Annotated in this window: 9 protein-coding genes; 1 reads left to right on the top strand and 8 read right to left on the bottom strand. The window is 41.6% G+C overall.

Annotated features, from left to right (window positions below):
• Nucleotides 1-69 precede the first annotated feature (69 nt).
• The 4 genes from BuS5_RS12360 to BuS5_RS12345 all read right to left on the bottom strand — a co-directional run bounded on the left by BuS5_RS12360 (nucleotide 70) and on the right by BuS5_RS12345 (nucleotide 7,348).
• Nucleotides 70-4,572 carry a VWA domain-containing protein gene (locus tag BuS5_RS12360; protein WP_027353525.1) on the bottom strand — a complete coding sequence of 1,501 codons (4,503 nt, stop codon included), beginning with the start codon at nucleotides 4,570-4,572 and terminating at the stop codon, nucleotides 70-72.
• A gap of 71 nt (nucleotides 4,573-4,643) precedes the next feature.
• Entirely contained in the window at nucleotides 4,644-5,114 is a 471-nt protein-coding gene (locus BuS5_RS12355) for a hypothetical protein (protein ID WP_157487349.1), read from the bottom strand.
• A 19-nt stretch (nucleotides 5,115-5,133) separates the two neighbouring features.
• Entirely contained in the window at nucleotides 5,134-6,927 is a 1,794-nt protein-coding gene (locus tag BuS5_RS12350) for a hypothetical protein (protein WP_198012214.1), read from the bottom strand.
• A complete protein-coding gene (locus BuS5_RS12345; protein ID WP_027353528.1) occupies nucleotides 6,824-7,348 on the bottom strand; it encodes a thrombospondin type 3 repeat-containing protein in 525 nt (174 codons plus the stop codon). The genes BuS5_RS12350 and BuS5_RS12345 overlap by 104 nt, the downstream gene beginning before the upstream one ends.
• 732 nt (nucleotides 7,349-8,080) lie before the next feature.
• Between BuS5_RS12345 and ltrA the strand changes: the two genes are divergently transcribed.
• Nucleotides 8,081-9,454 (top strand): group II intron reverse transcriptase/maturase, encoded by a 1,374-nt coding sequence (gene ltrA, locus BuS5_RS12340; RefSeq protein WP_036019348.1) that lies wholly within the window; start codon nucleotides 8,081-8,083, stop codon nucleotides 9,452-9,454.
• 145 nt (nucleotides 9,455-9,599) lie between these two features.
• Here the strand turns inward: ltrA and BuS5_RS12335 are convergent, their stop codons facing one another.
• The 4 genes from BuS5_RS12335 to BuS5_RS12320 form a co-directional block, all read right to left on the bottom strand.
• Nucleotides 9,600-11,558, bottom strand: coding sequence for a hypothetical protein (locus BuS5_RS12335; protein WP_027355064.1), 1,959 nt, complete (start codon nucleotides 11,556-11,558; stop codon nucleotides 9,600-9,602).
• A gap of 139 nt (nucleotides 11,559-11,697) precedes the next feature.
• Nucleotides 11,698-12,216: an REP-associated tyrosine transposase gene (locus BuS5_RS12330; protein ID WP_027355065.1), complete on the bottom strand. Its 519-nt coding sequence runs from the start codon at nucleotides 12,214-12,216 to the stop codon at nucleotides 11,698-11,700.
• A gap of 673 nt (nucleotides 12,217-12,889) precedes the next feature.
• Complete coding sequence (locus tag BuS5_RS12325) at nucleotides 12,890-14,206, bottom strand: transposase (protein ID WP_274427662.1); 1,317 nt, start codon at nucleotides 14,204-14,206, stop codon at nucleotides 12,890-12,892.
• A gap of 206 nt (nucleotides 14,207-14,412) precedes the next feature.
• Nucleotides 14,413-15,939, bottom strand: coding sequence for a hypothetical protein (locus tag BuS5_RS12320; RefSeq protein ID WP_027353496.1), 1,527 nt, complete (start codon nucleotides 15,937-15,939; stop codon nucleotides 14,413-14,415).
• Between the last annotated feature and the right edge of the window lie 34 nt (nucleotides 15,940-15,973).

Genomic DNA, 15,973 nt, shown 5'->3' with positions numbered 1-15,973 from the left:
ACTTAAGAAGACCTGCTCAAACTACTGATGATTAATCATGCAGGGTGGGCATTGCCCACCATTCTACTATTACGGACAATCAATCCGGCCGAAATCTTCCGAGAAAAACAGGAGATCGAGACCATCTATCCAGTTATCATAGTTAAAATCAGCATCACAGGGAGATGAGACCGAGCAAGTTTCATTCCCGAATTCACTTGTAAAATAAAACAAATCAGATCCGTCAACATCACCGTCATTGAAAAAATCTCCAAGACAAACCGGAATATCCAGACTGTTGGCAGGATCTGTATTAAACATATATTCTCTTAAGTTGCAGAATCCGTCTCCATCAAAATCATCCCCGGGCAATACTTGCGCAATATTATCAATATCATCACCTGGGTCCGCATCGATAATTTGCTGCTCCCAGTTGTCAGGCAGGCCGTCATTATCCAGATCAAGGCATGATATAAATGTTGTTTTATCGCTTCCGCTCAATATTCCGGAATTAACGACAATTTGCAGAGTATGCTCCAGCCCGTCCCGAATGGCGGGATTATATCTGATAATGTACTGGTTTTTTAACAGTCTGGAAATGGATTGATAAATTGCCTGCAAATCGGAAGATGCCGGGGCCTCATAATAGAGCCCCCCGGTTTGCTCCGCTATTGCCTCAAGTACCGCAGCATTTATGGAAGTTCCCAATCCAATCGTAAAGACAGGGATTTCGTTTGTTTGAGCATAAGCAATAACCTCGCTGTCATTGTGAGATGAGCTTGTATCCTTCCCATCGGTCATAACGATTACCGCCTTTCGCCCTGTTTCGGCGGAACTTGCTGTTACTGCCTGATAAACAGCATCATAAAGCGAAGTTAAGTAGCGTGAGAGGCTTGGGTCGGCATACACAGCATCAATCAAATCCGTTTTATCAGTGGTGAATTCCTGCATGGTTTCAACGCCATCGGCAAATTTGATAATTTCCCCTGCATCTTCTTCAATCATGTTGTTGATGAATTCCGCAGCGGCATCTTCCATATCGTTTATTGCAGTACTGCCCATGCTTCCGCTGTAATCAAGAGCCAAGCTTACTGAAACCGGAGATGAGATCAGGTTTACAAAGTCAACCGAAAGAAGCGGATATGCAATATGATCTTCGTAAAGAGTAAATGCCGATGCCGGGAGATCAGGCACTATTTCCCCGTTTTCATCAGTAACAATTACAACAGGCTGAATTGTGGGACAAAAAATCGGGGTTAATTCACTTATCCTGACTATCAGGCCGTCACTCTCATTTATTATAAAAGATAACGTATAATCATCAGGAGGGCTTCCTTCTGAAAGATCGTTTCCGTTTCCATCAAGGGTGATTCCTGACATATCAGCAATTTCGCCGCTGATAGTCATTATTACATCTTCCTGGAGCATAAATTCAGTGTTCGGGTCAAAAGTTAAAGTGTTAGTCACTGAATCATACGAAATAGAACCCTTATGCATACCTGTAATGCTTCCGCTGACTGTGATATTGCTTTCTGTCAGGAAGCTTACATCCATCATTTCGCTGAAAACCACATGGATACTTGTCGATCTATCAGCGCCGAAAGACAGGTTGGAAGGTGTTGACGATATAACCTGCGGCGGGCCATTATCGATTGTGAATTCGAGCGTTTTGTTGGTTTCCCGGTTCAAATTCCTGTCTATCGAATAAAATGTCAGCGTATGCTTTCCTGTTTCCGAAATTATAATGGGATCGGTATTATATTTGGTAAAATTCGTATCTCCCTGGAGACGATAATAGGTTGCGGACAGACCACTTCCGCCAGCATTATCAGTTGCTGCCAGGCTGATTGAAAGATCCGGCAGATACCAGCCTGCTCCGTCTGTGGTTCCGGTTATGTTTGCTGTTGTAACCGGCGGCATAAAATCATCGCTTTCCGGAAAATCTAAAACATCTGTCGGGTTCACATGAGATTCAAAAATCCCGTCACCATTTATATCTATATCCATTACCGGTTCCAAAAGATCAGAATTTATAATGAATTCCCCGATGCCACCCTCCGGTAATGGCAATTGATAAAAAATTACAGTTTTTGAATACCCGCCTTCCTGGAGAAGTCTCAGCTTAAGGTCTAATAATCCATCAGAATCAGATGTACCATTAATGCGCAGTTTATATTGTCCGTTATTGGGTATGTAATAAGTCATCCAATCAGGAGAAACGCGATAATCTCCGCCAAATATTTCTATCTCCATACATGGATCATCCAGAACTATTTCAATTTCATTCAGCTCGCAGAATTTATCACACGCAGCGCTGCCATCATATTCTCTAACGTTATTATCAGCAATAAAGCTATCTTCATCGCCCTTTAGAATCAAATCTAATAAAGTAAAAGCCCCTTTTGAACCTGGTAATGATATATGTTCTATTTTTTTAATCAGATACCTTGTATCAAAAGAGATATCTTCCTCTATAGCGCTTTGCAGAGGCACAGTGCTATCGCCGTTTTGTTGTCCAATATAGTAGGGTTTAGCCGAATCAGTCTGTTCTATAATTCTATGAATTGTCCCCAGACCACAACCGGCAAACATATAGGTTTTAATTGACGAATGGGAACTGTTCCAGATCTCCATATCTTTCTGAAAAATTTTTGCACTATTAACAAGACGAAGGTTATAATTATTTTTTAGATAATCCTGCATGCCTTCATAGGTATCAACAGGAAATGTATTTTCAGGATCATCGGTCTCAAAATAACTGCCAATAGTTTGAAAGTATCTATACGATGGTAAAAGTTGATAAGAAGAAGGGAAATTCCTGCTGATTTCCCTGATTATGTTTTTATCCAGATACATATTCATATCGGATGATCCGGTATCTCCATATACCAACGGCAAAAGTATTTTGGGCGCTCCCAGGTTTGGAGTACCGAGTAGAATAAAATTTTTAATTTTAGGATTTTCATTATTATCAATAATATATTTTTTAGTTACAAGGCCTCCCATGCTGTGGGCAATGATTGTTACCTTTTTTGCCCCGGTTTTTTTTAAAACGTTTTCTATTTTTGCATTTAATGCACCGGCAAGAACACTGATATCAAGACGCCAGTCATATGGAAAAAAATTAAAATCCCCTCCTTCTCCTTCATAATACCCTTTCTTGGTTAGCCATGATTCTAATCCGGCAAATGAGTCTGTCCCAAAAAGTCCTGTCTTGCCATATATATCCAACGTTTTTCTTATTACTCTTTCTGCTTTTATATTGTTATTTACCGGTTCACCATTTTGATCCAGCATCAAGGCCAATAAATATTGATCATTTTCTTCAGAATTTTTCCAATCATCCCAGGCTTCAGCAAAATTAGTTGAAACATCGAAACCATGTTTTAACAAAATAGAAGTATAAAAATATCCATATGAAAGATATTTACGTCCCAAGTTTTGGCACAAATCAGGCAATTCCTTTACAGCCATTTTAGGAATATTTGGCCAAACTTCACGGTTCCATGGTTCATTCTCGCTGATACTTTCATCAATTAAAGTACTCCCCATTACTCCCGGCAAAATAATAATCGGGGTTTTTACATAAAAAGACCATCGATATCCGGTTGACGTATCACATCCGATACCAGCGGCAATCAGGCGTATGCTGATATCATATTCAATATCATCGGCATCTTCCGGAACCGTATATTGCCAGGTAACTTCACGGAGAGTGCTGGGAGCAACATAAATTGTTTCTCCTGCTATTTCTTCGATATTTAAATTATTTCGTATGCTTAAAATCGGAGCAATTTCCTGTATTTCCCGGGTCGGGTTTGATATGACAGCTTTGACAGTTACATTTTGCCCCGGCCTTATCACATTTGTTTCAATGGTTTGCATTTCACCGTTATCATTTTCTATTTCTGTAAAAGTGCTGATGTTTCCCATTACTTTGGGGCATGACACTACAGGAACGTCCTGTTTGACCGTGATTGCTACTTTTTCCCAGTCTTTGAGTGATTGGTTGTTTTCATTATAAGCGTAAAACATCATATAATGCGTACCAATCTGATCTTCATCCGGTGTCCATGAAAAAACCTGATTTACCGAACCTGTTGAACAGGTTGTTTCAAATTCAGCTCCGGCAGCTATCTGAGCCAGATCAGGAGCTTTGAGACAAACACTTTCATTATTTGGATCCATACCTCTGACCGTAAAAGTCAGCGTATCTCCTGCTGTAACGCTTTTACTGCCAATATATTCAAGGATCGGAAGGTTGTTTTCCTGTTGCTGAATCACCTGGATTGCAATATTTTCAGAATCGTTGATAATGCCATCGGTAACATCAAAGAGGAGACTATGATTTCCCAGATCACCTTCTGCAGGTGTCCAGGAAAATGTGCCGGTACCGTCTCCGTTGTCTGTAAATCTACTGTCATTGTCAGGATGATTATACCAGATCGGATGTCCGAAGGAATCTGCTGCAGAAACAGTAAATTCAAGCAATTCATTAACAAGGACTATCTTGTTCCCAATATTTTCGAGAATCAGGGAATGAGTATCACATATTTCTGAAACCGTTATTTGAGCAAATTCGGAATCAGTCATCAAATCTTCATCAACTGCTGTAAATTCTACATTATATGATGTCCCTGCAGTTCCGGCTCCAGGCGTCCAAACTAAATTTGTGGTAACGTAACCTGCTGCACAGGCTGATTCAAAAACTGCACCGGGGGCAGGTTGTTTGCATTAATACATACGCTTTCTCTATTCGGGTCAACAGCAATTACCTTTAAAGTAATGGTTTCTCCCTCTTCCACACACCGATTTCCTGAGACCAGTATCAAAGGGGGCCTGTCAATTTCATCCATAGGCAAAGGAACACAATGGGTAATCTTCATTTTGTCAAGGCTTAGAATAATTTCAAAATCTGTTGAAACGATATAGTTGCCCTGATTCATACCTTCAGTTTTTATAGTAAGAATATTGGTAGTCGGCTGATTCTCGGAAACATGGAGGTAGTCTGCCAGTATCGTAAATGTATATTTTCCGGAGGGCACGGTATTGTATAATGAACCAATAGGATGATCGTTAAGTAATATGGTAATATTATGATTCTGGTAATCAAACCCCTCGAATAATTCAAACACGGCGCTAAAAGAAGCTTCCTTAATATCTGAAATCAAAAAACCGGGGGGGCAATGTAAAGGGGAGCTCAATAACCGGCCTGTTTATGCAATACCAGTCCGCAATTCTGCAGGCAATTACCGGATCTGCAACTTCAAACTCCCTGGATTCAAAGTTAGGGCCGCATCCCAGCTCAAAAGCAAGACTCGCAGGAGCGCCAGATATGTTCCTTGATGCCGCATATACATGACCTGAAACATATTCTGTTGATGAAAGAGTAAACTCAAGATATTCACCTGTTTCAAGTTTTCCGTGATCTGTTGTAGGAGTTAAGGTAACTATTGGGATGGCCTCATCATTGAGATAAACAACCAGATCTGTCAGTGGGTGTCCATAATTTGTGATTCGATAAGTGTTTTTAAATCCTTGAAAGTCTTGCGAGGTTTCCTGCAAATCGAGATTTAAAACAAAAAAATCATCTGGCACATGCAAAATTACAGGCGCATAATCGGTAAATTCTTTTTCCGAACCTGGATCAGACACGACCTTGAGCAGCAGATTATAGTCTGTTTTGGAGGCATCTTGTGCGTGGATAACAAGTTTTACATTTTTTGTTTCACCAGGAGCAAGGGTAATCAGATGGTTTACGCTCCCTTCTCCAATAAATCCTGTAATTATATCATCATAAGGATTAATCACAGATAAAAGGAGTTCATGTCCCGATTCAGAATCATTATTAACAACCGTTAATTCCGCCTGTTGGTCATAATCCCTGTTAACGGTAAATTCATGATTCCCGCTGACAAAAGTAATCGCCTTGCCTGTTGTGCTCAAGATCGGTTTTGTCTCTGCAAACTCGTTACAGTCGGAAACACTTTTGACATACCATATATAGCTTGTTCCCCATTCAAGATTATCCAATAGCATCCGGTGTTCTTTTCCGGGAGCGCCGGTTAAAGTAGAAAAACTTTCATCATCAATTTTTTTGTAATAAATTTCGGTTGAAGTTTCCACATCTGTCAACCATGACACAAAAATACTATTGCCTGCAGCATTATGAAAAGTATTATCATCCGGGTTAAAATTAAGGGGTGTGATATGCGGTTTTTTATCAACGTGAATATTTGCCGAAGCTTCAACCGGATCAATCGCTCCATTGTCTTTGACTGATGCAGTAATCGTTAAGGTGTAGTCAGCTTCAGGTGTTTCACATTCGCATGGTATATTGAATTTAATTCTGAATGCTTTCTTAGACCCGTAAAGCATAAATATGGAATCACCGGTTATAGGCTGCCACGTACTCAGGAAACCCTTTTTTTCAAGAGAATACCATGCAGGATCCATAACCTGTTCATTTATTTCTATCTTTATATCCAGCTTATATTGATTATAAATATCCACCAGATTTTTTACCGTAAAATAGATACTGTTTTCACCACAAAGAGAGATTGTCACATCGTTTTGATCAAAGGAGAGGTTAACAACCTTACCGGAATTTGGATCCATTCCAGAGTTCACTTCATCATAATCACTTATTCCGTCATTATCCGTATCTCCATTAAAAGGATTTGTTTCATGTGAGAACTCAAGGAAATTCGTCAGGTCGTCCGAATCCTCGTCATTATCAGCGTCATTGGAATTCGGATCTAAATTATTAATAACCTCCCAGCCATCCGGCATGCCGTCGCCGTCCGAATCAGGATTTTTAGGATTGGTTTGGTTGTTGAACTCTTTAAGGTTGGTGAGGCCGTCGTTGTCCGGATCGTTTTGGGCATCGGATGAGATCGTCAGGATCGAGACCGTTTGAGACTTCCCAGGCGTCGGACATGCCGTCATTATCGCTGTCAAGAGGGATATCAGGCCGGTGTAATTCCATAGTCATTATTGAAGTGGCATATTCGACTGCGATTCTTGAAGGGAGGTTTTGGGTGGATGCTGTCATTGCAGCAGGGTAAACAAGCTTTTTATCAAAGATCGAAGTTGCATATTCTGCAATTGTCCGTGAAGGCAGATCCTGGGTTGATGCGTTAATATCCACAGAAAAAACAAGCCAGCCGTCGTATATGGATGACGCATATTCCACGATAATCCTTGACGGGAGATCCTGTGTAGATCCACCAATATCTTCAGGAAAAACAAACTGGTTGTCGTATATGGATGATGCATATTCAACAATTATCCTCGATGATATTTCCGGCGGCTGGTCAATCGGCTGAAGTGTGGTATCATACACCGAACCGGCGTCTTCTCGTGCCAAGATAAATCCGAATCGTTGGGATAAGACACAAGGTCTTTGAAACTCGATATTGTTACCAAGTGGGTGCTCGGGAAACGGTTTGTTTCCTTCATCTCTGCAGGGCTTGCTCTGGCATTGATGTTAAGATAGTCCCACCTGACTAAAGACTAACCAGCAGGTCAGTAGCGAAGTCCACAGGTAAACCCGGTAACGGGAGTCTGGAGCTGGACGGAGCAAGATTGCAGGCTCTGTATTGAGCCCCGAAAAATGTATGGTTGTGGTCATTGTGATAATCCTGCTTGCAGGAAAAAGCCGACGCTTTGGAGACAGCGGAAGGCAGCAGTCCTGAATATGCTAAGGCAAGTATTCAGGACACCACCGGGGTCTTAGACCAGGGCATGTACTCAAAGGGGTAGCTCGGGAACTTGGGAGACCCGGATGTTTCCTTGGGTAAAAAGAACGGTAACAGGAAATCCAGCGCAAGCGAAATCCCGGCGTTGCATAGGAATGTCCCGCCTTGCAACGAGTCTGCCATTGGCAGAAACACAAACATTAAAAGATGGGCGATACAAGGTATCAGGGGAGGATAGCGAAGAGCGAACGAACCTGAGATAAACATTCGGAAGTCTTAGCAGATCATAGTACCGATGATTAAGAATTGAACTATCTTGATCGGAAAGGTGGGGAAGTGATGCCCAAGCGACCCACTGCAGGGAAGGTGAAGCAGGGTATAACGTTTTTTTGGCAGGAATTATGGGAGATACACAGATGTCACAAACCATATCAACAAAAAGCCGAGAAATTGCAAGAACGGTCGCTTGCAATTCCAGACCGATAGAATGGGGACAACCACCGGTGTTAACAGGTGGGTCATCCCTTATCAAAATCGAGCTGCTTGCTCAAAGTAATCCTGAACTGGTATTTACATCAGTAGTCCATCGGATAGACTTTGATTTACTGAAACAATCCTTTCGTAAAATTCGGAAAAGCAAATCTGCAGGAGTGGACAAGGTTACGGCAAAGGAGTATGCCGAAAATCTTGATCAAAACCTCTATAATCTGTATGAACGACTGCGGAGAGGACAGTACGTTGCGTCTCCTGTAAAGCGTATCTGGATAGACAAGGAAGGAGGGAAAAAGCGTCCAATTGGCATACCTGTACTTGAGGATAAAATTGTCCAGAAAGCAGCAGCAGCCATATTGAATGTCATATTTGACAGGAATTTTTACAATTTTTCCCATGCATTCAGAAAAGGTCGGAGCCAACACATGGCAATCAAAGATTTACGTGAGCAATGCTTGAAGCAGAATATCAGCTGGATAGTAAGCGCAGATATTACAGGACTATTTGACAATATTAATCACGAGTTACTTAAAGACATGATACGTCGGAGAGTAAGTGACGGCGGAATGATTCGCCTGATAGGGAAGTGGTTGAATGCAGGCGTAATGGAGGAAGGCAACCTGACGTACTCTGAAACGGGCACTCCACAGGGAGGAGTAATTTCCCCTGTGCTCAGTAATATCTTTCTTCATTATGTTTTAGATGACTGGTACGTGAAAGAAGTGATCCCCCGGATGAAAGGGAGATGCTCCATCATACGCTGGGCGGATGATTTCATCCTCGGGTTCGAGTATGAAAAAGACGCATTGCGTGTCATGGATGTATTACCCAGGCGGTTCGAACAGTTCGAGCTGTCACTTCACCCGGAAAAGACAAAACTGATTCGATTTTCCAAACGCATTAGCGGAAAGGGAAACGGGACGTTTGATTTTTTAGGGTTTACATTTTACTGGTCAAAATCATTAAAAGGGTACATGGTAATAAAGAAAAAGACGGCAAGAAAGCGTTCAAGCCGTTTTATGAAGAGAATATGGATATGGTGCAAGGATAACCGTCATAAGCCAATGGCCGAGCAGTATGAGATTCTTTGCAGTAAACTGCGAGGTTTTTACCAGTACTTTGGAGTAATAAGTAACTACAAAGTGCTGGAAGTTGTGTTTGAATATACTGAGAAAGCATGGCGTCGATGGTTAAGCCGAAGAAGTCACAAGGGCGAAGTAATGTTCGAGGACTTGCGCACAACATACCCACTGCCATTACCCAGAATAGTCCATAATATTTGATGCCGTAAGGGCTGCAAAGTTATACGCCAAACGGGGTGTCGCCTGTTTGGTTGATAATCCGGTAAAAAGGATTTGAACCGAGGAACCGTATGAGGGAAATCTTCACGTACGGGTCTGTAGGGGGGGCGTCGGGTAACCGATGCTCCTACCTGGAACGGACAAAAAAGGTGAAATCTTTATATTGGCTTTCTCCAGCCTTGATAGTTCCAATAAAATTTTCCTTGTCATATGTAATGTTGGCGCCGTTGGCTTTAAATGCGATTTTTACGTCCTTTGCATCCAGGCTGCCGTTATTGCTCAGGCTGACCCGAAATTTTGGCCGGGAATTTTGAGATACGGCATTTTCCGAGATTCCATTAAGCAGCACAACCCTGCATTCCAATTCAGGCCGTGTGGTCATGACAGGGAGAGTTATCTCCCTGGAAAATCCGGCAAAACCGTCCTGTTCCATGGAAACATTTAGTGTCAATGATTGCCCGACAAAAGAACGGCTCAAAGAGACCGGCACTGTGACGGCGCTCCCCGTGGTATCTGGTGACAACACGCCAATATCATTATCATAGTTGCCGATATTTGCTTTACCGGATGCGGATGTGACTCGAAGAGTTACTCCCTCGGCAATGTTTTTCCCTGTATTTTTGGGTATAATTTTCAGCCTGCAGGATTGACCATTCTTCAGAGTTGATATTTCTCTGAGGCCTGTGTCAACAATCCGGTAAGTGCAATAGAGTTCAGGCGCTTTTGACTGAAACGGTATTGTATAGGTTTTTTCGGTTCGCATTCCTCTTACATCTGTTGCGGCAACAGTATATTTGATCTCAGGCTGAGCAAAGGTGCGGGGGATTTTAAATGCCAGGGTTGACTTGCCAATCGCGCCTGACCCGATTGATGTCAGATCGTCCTTTTTCTTTATTATCTCTATTCCGTCCGTAATATTCGTCAATTGAACGGAAATTTTCAGGGCATCCCCTATCCCTTTATTGCTGACATAAGGATTCAACTCAATAATTTCATTATTTTCAGGGACACCATCCCCGTCGCCGTCTGCAAGACCTGAAGAATCATTGATATTGCATGAAGCAAAGAGCAGTTCAGGGCTTCGCAGTTGAGCCGCGGAAATTTGAAGCTCAACCGGCCTTGCATCATAACCCCTTTTTTCACGGGCGTTAATCAAAAATGAAGCAGTGCCGGAAGCAAGGGACAAATCCGCATTAATCGGAATTGTGATATCCTTGGATTCACCCGGCTGGATATCTCCGATTGGGATTGTTTCAGGAAAGTTGATGTTTTTATATTTAGATTCGGTGATTAGGTTTACGTCAAAGGCGGTGCCTTTGCCGGAATTTGTGATGATGGCGGTTATTGTGGATTTTTCGGCTGCGTCTATGGTGTTGTTGGGAAGGAATGAGGTTTTGTCGGAGTAGTGAAGTTGGGCTGTGAGGGTGGCAGGGGAGGTTTGAATCATTTGCGATGAGTTAGCGTATGCTTTGAATTCAGATGAACTTATAATCTTGTTATGGAGATCGATAGCTCCAATTTTCAATGCTTTATTGGTGGTAAAAGCTCTATCTACTAAATCAGATGCATTATAACTTCCCCCAATTGGAAAAAGAAAAATATACGCTAAAAGTATTTCACCAATTAGCACTACACCCGGTGTTTCACCTTCGGTTGTTTCTGTTATTGTGAATTCCAGAGAAGAATTATTAGTTATTACTCGAATATTTGCATAGAGATATGTATTTTGGATTTCTCCTGTTTCTAATTTTGAAGGTACTACAGAAAGCGTGGTAGGCTGAATTAACATGTCCCCAATTTGGCAATTATCATACCCCGTCCGTACCGAGACGTTCTCAAAGGACTTCCGAAAGACCTCCTCTATTTTGCCGACAAGCTTTGGACCATATTTTTCAGATTTAATGAACTTATCGTCTATAATGACATGTATAAAGCTATCTTTTTTGCCTGTGTTTGTGGGAATTAGCTGCTTTGTTGTGCCAGCGCAGCCACAAAAAGTGTAGCTAGTGAAAATTATTGACATAAATAGAGCCATCAACCGTTTTTGAATAATCCCGATCCTTAACCTATGAATTTTACCTTTCATACTTTTCCTTCTCCATATAGAGTTTTCGGTGGATTCGCTTCGCTTAATCCACCCTACAGCGCCATCTCGTAAATTGTCATAAATTGTAGGGTGGATTAAGGAGCATAAGCGACGAATCCACCAAATCTTCACTTTTCCATTATTCCCACTCTACCCCTTTTATATTTCCGGGTTCGTGGTTTCCCCAATCCTGAGAATACCAGCCACGCTCCACCGCGCGGGAAAATGAGCTGTACTGCCAATCCAACGGACGCATTGCGTAACCATGTTTAACAGGATTATAATGGATGTAATCTACGTGCCTTCGCCAATCCTCTTCATTTCGTATCACATGCTCCCAGAACCTTCTCTGCCAGATTTTCTTTTCTCCGCGTTTTGTAACAGGTGCGGCAATGCCTGCTGAAAAATTGCGTTTTATGAGTTTCCACCGGGTCGAAAAATCCGCATCTCCTTCCGGCAGATTCCAAATACAATGAATGTGATCCGGCAAAATTACCACTGAATCCATCTTAAATGGTCTTTTGTCCATGACTCTTTTGAAGGCATATCTGAGCCGTTTGATATGCACCGGTTGCGTCAGGATTTTTTTCCGTTGATACGTGACAACGGTAAAAAAATAACAGCCACCTTCTTGATAAACGCGACGATAATTCCCCATAGCATGTATTTCGTTTTTTGTTTGGCGGATCGGTTTTCGGTGGATTCGCTTCGCTTAATCCACCCTACAAACTTTCAGATTAAACCTGTTTAATGGAGATAAACAGTAATGGTCATTGGGAACAACAGGACCGGCCGTATTGAAAAAGCGCATGGCGGTTTCCTCCTTTTAATGTTTGGTTTTTTTCACTCGTTCCCACGCGGGAGCGTAGAAATGATTAGAACGTGAGAACTGGGACGAGTTTCAGGGACGTCCTTAAATAATCCAATAACTTAATCCTCCAGTAGATAATCGCCTTTTTTGCTATTTCCTCTCCCCTTTTTACTGCGTAACTCACTGCCGAGAGTGTTAACCCAAATCTTTTGGCTAAATCCGCCATAGAGATTCCAAGCTCAATTGCAGACCAATAGCAAACCAAATCCCTGGCATGTACCCTGTTCTTTTGCCTACTTTTTCCGATTATGTAGTATCCGCTGAATTTCGATAATAACATAGTATATCAGCATTGTTCATATATTAATCATAGAGAATTTTAATCTAAAATTTTAAGCTCATTTGTGGTATTTTAATTGAATTTTGGTAAAAAACGGCAAATTGTTAACACCTATAGACGCACCTCTCCTATCCGCATATTTTTTAAAATCAACTATTTTTGATAAAATCCTTGTTCGGCTTATGCCAGCCCGAGTTTCATCAGTTTTTTTTCTTCAATCTTTTCTCCCATTAGAAGCTGAATAAACTTTTTAAGATTATAAGCGGTTTGACAAAGCAATGACCATATACGGTCTCCTTCAAATCCTCTATAAAGACTGCATCCAAAACCTCTAATATTTTTTGCAATAGCTATGAAACCTTCTGTTGCTGAACGGGCTTTACAGCAAAAACTCTGTTTTTCTTCGGATACATCTTTTTTACGCCCCAAAAAAACGTTACTGATATTGTCTGCAATTTTAAAATTACCATTGCTTCTGTAACCAAGGTCGGTAATAATATTTTCCGGTTCGCCTTTCATCCGTTTTTTGAACTGTTCGAGTGTTCCAGCAAAAAGCGTTTTATCATTTGGATTACCGATAAAATTTTCAATGGTAATCATGAATCCTTCCCTATTGAAAGTCATTTCCATTGTTGTGCCGAATTCACACTTCGGATGCTCTTTTCCTTTTACAATCGGGCGGGCATCCGGTTCATCAATGGATACAATCCGGTTTTTTATCTGTTTTTTACCTTCGAGTTTTTCTAAGGTTTGTGCTTCAAGAATAGTAAGAATAGCAAACATATTGTCAGCTTTTATTTGTTTTTTCTTTGTGGTCTTTAATGATTCAACTTTTTTATCAAATATTTTTAGAGCAGGAATAAATAATATATTAAATTTGAGTAACCATTCCAAACGGTTTTGTTTTTTGTTCAAAAAAAATTCTCGCCATAATTTTTTTACTTCATTATTGTCCCACCACAAGGAGATTTGATGCAAAACGGCAAATTGTTTCATTTTGTCAAAAGCTTTAAAAATTAAATGTACATCATTTGGATAGATAACGTTATTTTTCAATACGCTTGAATCTATCATAGCATTATCACCCTGTATTATCCCAGCTTTGCGTAGAACCTCAAAAACTTCTTTTTCTATAATTTCAACACCTTCTTCACCTATACGTTTTCGAAATACACATATAGAACTCGGATCCAGGCATGTTTGCAATTCCTCATTTGTGATGTTACAAAAATATTGAATATAGTGGTTTTCTTTTATATGCTTAACCATTTGCCTATCACTTAATTGATAGTATTTTATACAAATCAAAATCGCTGTCATCATCCTGAGAGATTTTCCAAAAGCACCCTGACTGGTGTTATAAAATTTACACAACTTTGTAATCATTTTTTGCCATGGAATTATCCCACGGATAATAACCAATTCCTGAACTGGATTGGTTATATTTGCTTTCACCCATTCATCAGAAAGAACTTCTTCAAAAGTATTTTTTATCATCAGAATACCTCCTATCCTTTTTAGAGTGCTTAAAATACCATTTAGCTGCAATTTAAAAAATGGCATATACTGCTATGGATAGCAAAGCATTTCTTTCATAAAAAAGAAATTCAGCAGATACTATGTAATCCTTTTCCAGCCAAAATAATCCTCATTCCCACGCTCCAGCGTGGGAATGCATACCCCTTAAGCCTTCCACCTATTCCCTACCAGGCATCCGAATCAGCCCCATCACCGGACGAGATAACGCCTTTACGTTTAATCACCTCTTGTTTTTCAACAGCAGCCGCCTCTTTCCTCTTCCGGCCGTATGAATGTTCAGGCTTATATTCAATAGCCTGTTTAATATCTTTTGCCATTTTCTGGGATGACGGAGACCATGCCATTATTTTTAATACCATCGGTTTGTTCGTGAATGGATGAATAAGCTCTTTGGTTAAAAGGCCGTGTGCGCCGGTGAGTTTCTGCCTGACTGACACGGCGCGGATTTTTTCCTGGAATTGACTGATGGATTTGTATTCCTGCGATCCTTCGCCTCCTTTATACTCGTCAGCATACAGGGCAAGGGCTTCGGCAAGCTCTTCATTTGCAACAAAAGCCACCTTTTCGCCCATGAACGTGCGCATTGAGGCAAGTGCGCGCAGTCTGGCCTTTTTCCCGGCCTTTTCATAGGCTTTGTCTTCCCTGCCGCCTATTACTTCAACTCCGGCCTGGCCAAACGCAAGCAGCACATGCTCGCCGTGCTGGTTAATATATGCCCGGACGCCGGACATGCAGGCCAGTTTGTTGGAATCTTTCGGCAGTTGACTTGTAATTTCGGTTTTGGCTTTTTTCCCTTCAAGCCCATAGGGCGCGCTGCCGGAAAGCATGCTGTCCACCATTTTCTGCAGGTTTTGAGACCAGAGGGTAATAACAACAACCTGATAGTTTTTATGATAGGAGCCTTCAAAGGACTGGATCACCTGGGAACCCTGCACCTCGGTAAAGGCGCATGCAGCGGCTTTCATGGATGTTTCGCTGATATTTCTCAGGCGGTTTCTTTTTTTGGCTTTCGATTTTGCAGCGGCTCTTTTACGTTTGAGTTCCTCTTGTCGCTCCTGATCGGAAGTTTCATCTGTTTCCCTGATGGCCTTATCAAGCTTTGCGTTTATCAAGGTTTTGGATTTTTCAAACAGCTCGGAGATAGAGCCGGCAATATTCATGGCTTTTGTAGTTTTTTTAAGCCCGGAACTTGTATTTATAATATCTTCCATGGCCGCCCGTTCTTCAGGGTTGATTTCCCTTTCCGAAGCGCCTCTTGAGGTTGTAAGATCAGCGCCGAGGAATATTGCTGTTTTTGCCTTTGCCTCAAGCTCCGCCCTCTGAAACGCAAGAAACCGGCTGTCTATAAAACCTGGATCTTCCGGCCTGGCATTGATTGTTGCAGCGCCGATACTGATATAAAGCAGCTTTTTATTTTTTAAATTCCGGCCTTCTTCCAGATTTTTGTCTGTCAGCCAGTCCTGGGCTGTTTCCAGGGGATTTTCACCTTGTTCGAGAATTTTGCCGGGGCTGTGCACGACCTGGCTGAGTACTTTCACACCCGGGGAGGTTGCCAGCACCTGCCACTCCTGCGCTTCTGCGGAAACAGCAGCCTTTTCACCGGCGCCGGGCTCCTGCGCATAAACGGGAAACATGCCTGTTAAGAGAAAAGATGCTGCGAATAAGATTAAAAATGATGTGCGTTTTTTCATTGCTACTCTCCTTTTTTTATCACGAAAACACGAA

It is taken from the genome of Desulfosarcina sp. BuS5 (assembly GCF_028752835.1).
Classification (GTDB): domain Bacteria; phylum Desulfobacterota; class Desulfobacteria; order Desulfobacterales; family BuS5; genus BuS5.
Note: the sequence above shows the minus strand (reverse complement) of the source record. Positions and strands in the feature narration are given on the sequence as shown.

Bases quoted from the DNA above. Each gene is read 5' to 3' on its own strand.
- BuS5_RS12330 (WP_027355065.1), bottom strand. From the start codon at position 12,216: ATGGGGAATTATCGTCGCGTTTATCAAGAAGGTGGCTGTTATTTTTTT.
- BuS5_RS12360 (WP_027353525.1), bottom strand. From the start codon at position 4,572: ATGACTGATTCCGAATTTGCTCAAATAACGGTTTCAGAAATATGTGAT.
- BuS5_RS12335 (WP_027355064.1), bottom strand. From the start codon at position 11,558: ATGAAAGGTAAAATTCATAGGTTAAGGATCGGGATTATTCAAAAACGG.
- ltrA (WP_036019348.1), top strand. From the start codon at position 8,081: ATGGGAGATACACAGATGTCACAAACCATATCAACAAAAAGCCGAGAA.
- BuS5_RS12325 (WP_274427662.1), bottom strand. From the start codon at position 14,206: ATGATAAAAAATACTTTTGAAGAAGTTCTTTCTGATGAATGGGTGAAA.
- BuS5_RS12350 (WP_198012214.1), bottom strand. From the start codon at position 6,927: ATGACGGCATGTCCGACGCCTGGGAAGTCTCAAACGGTCTCGATCCTG.
- BuS5_RS12320 (WP_027353496.1), bottom strand. From the start codon at position 15,939: ATGAAAAAACGCACATCATTTTTAATCTTATTCGCAGCATCTTTTCTC.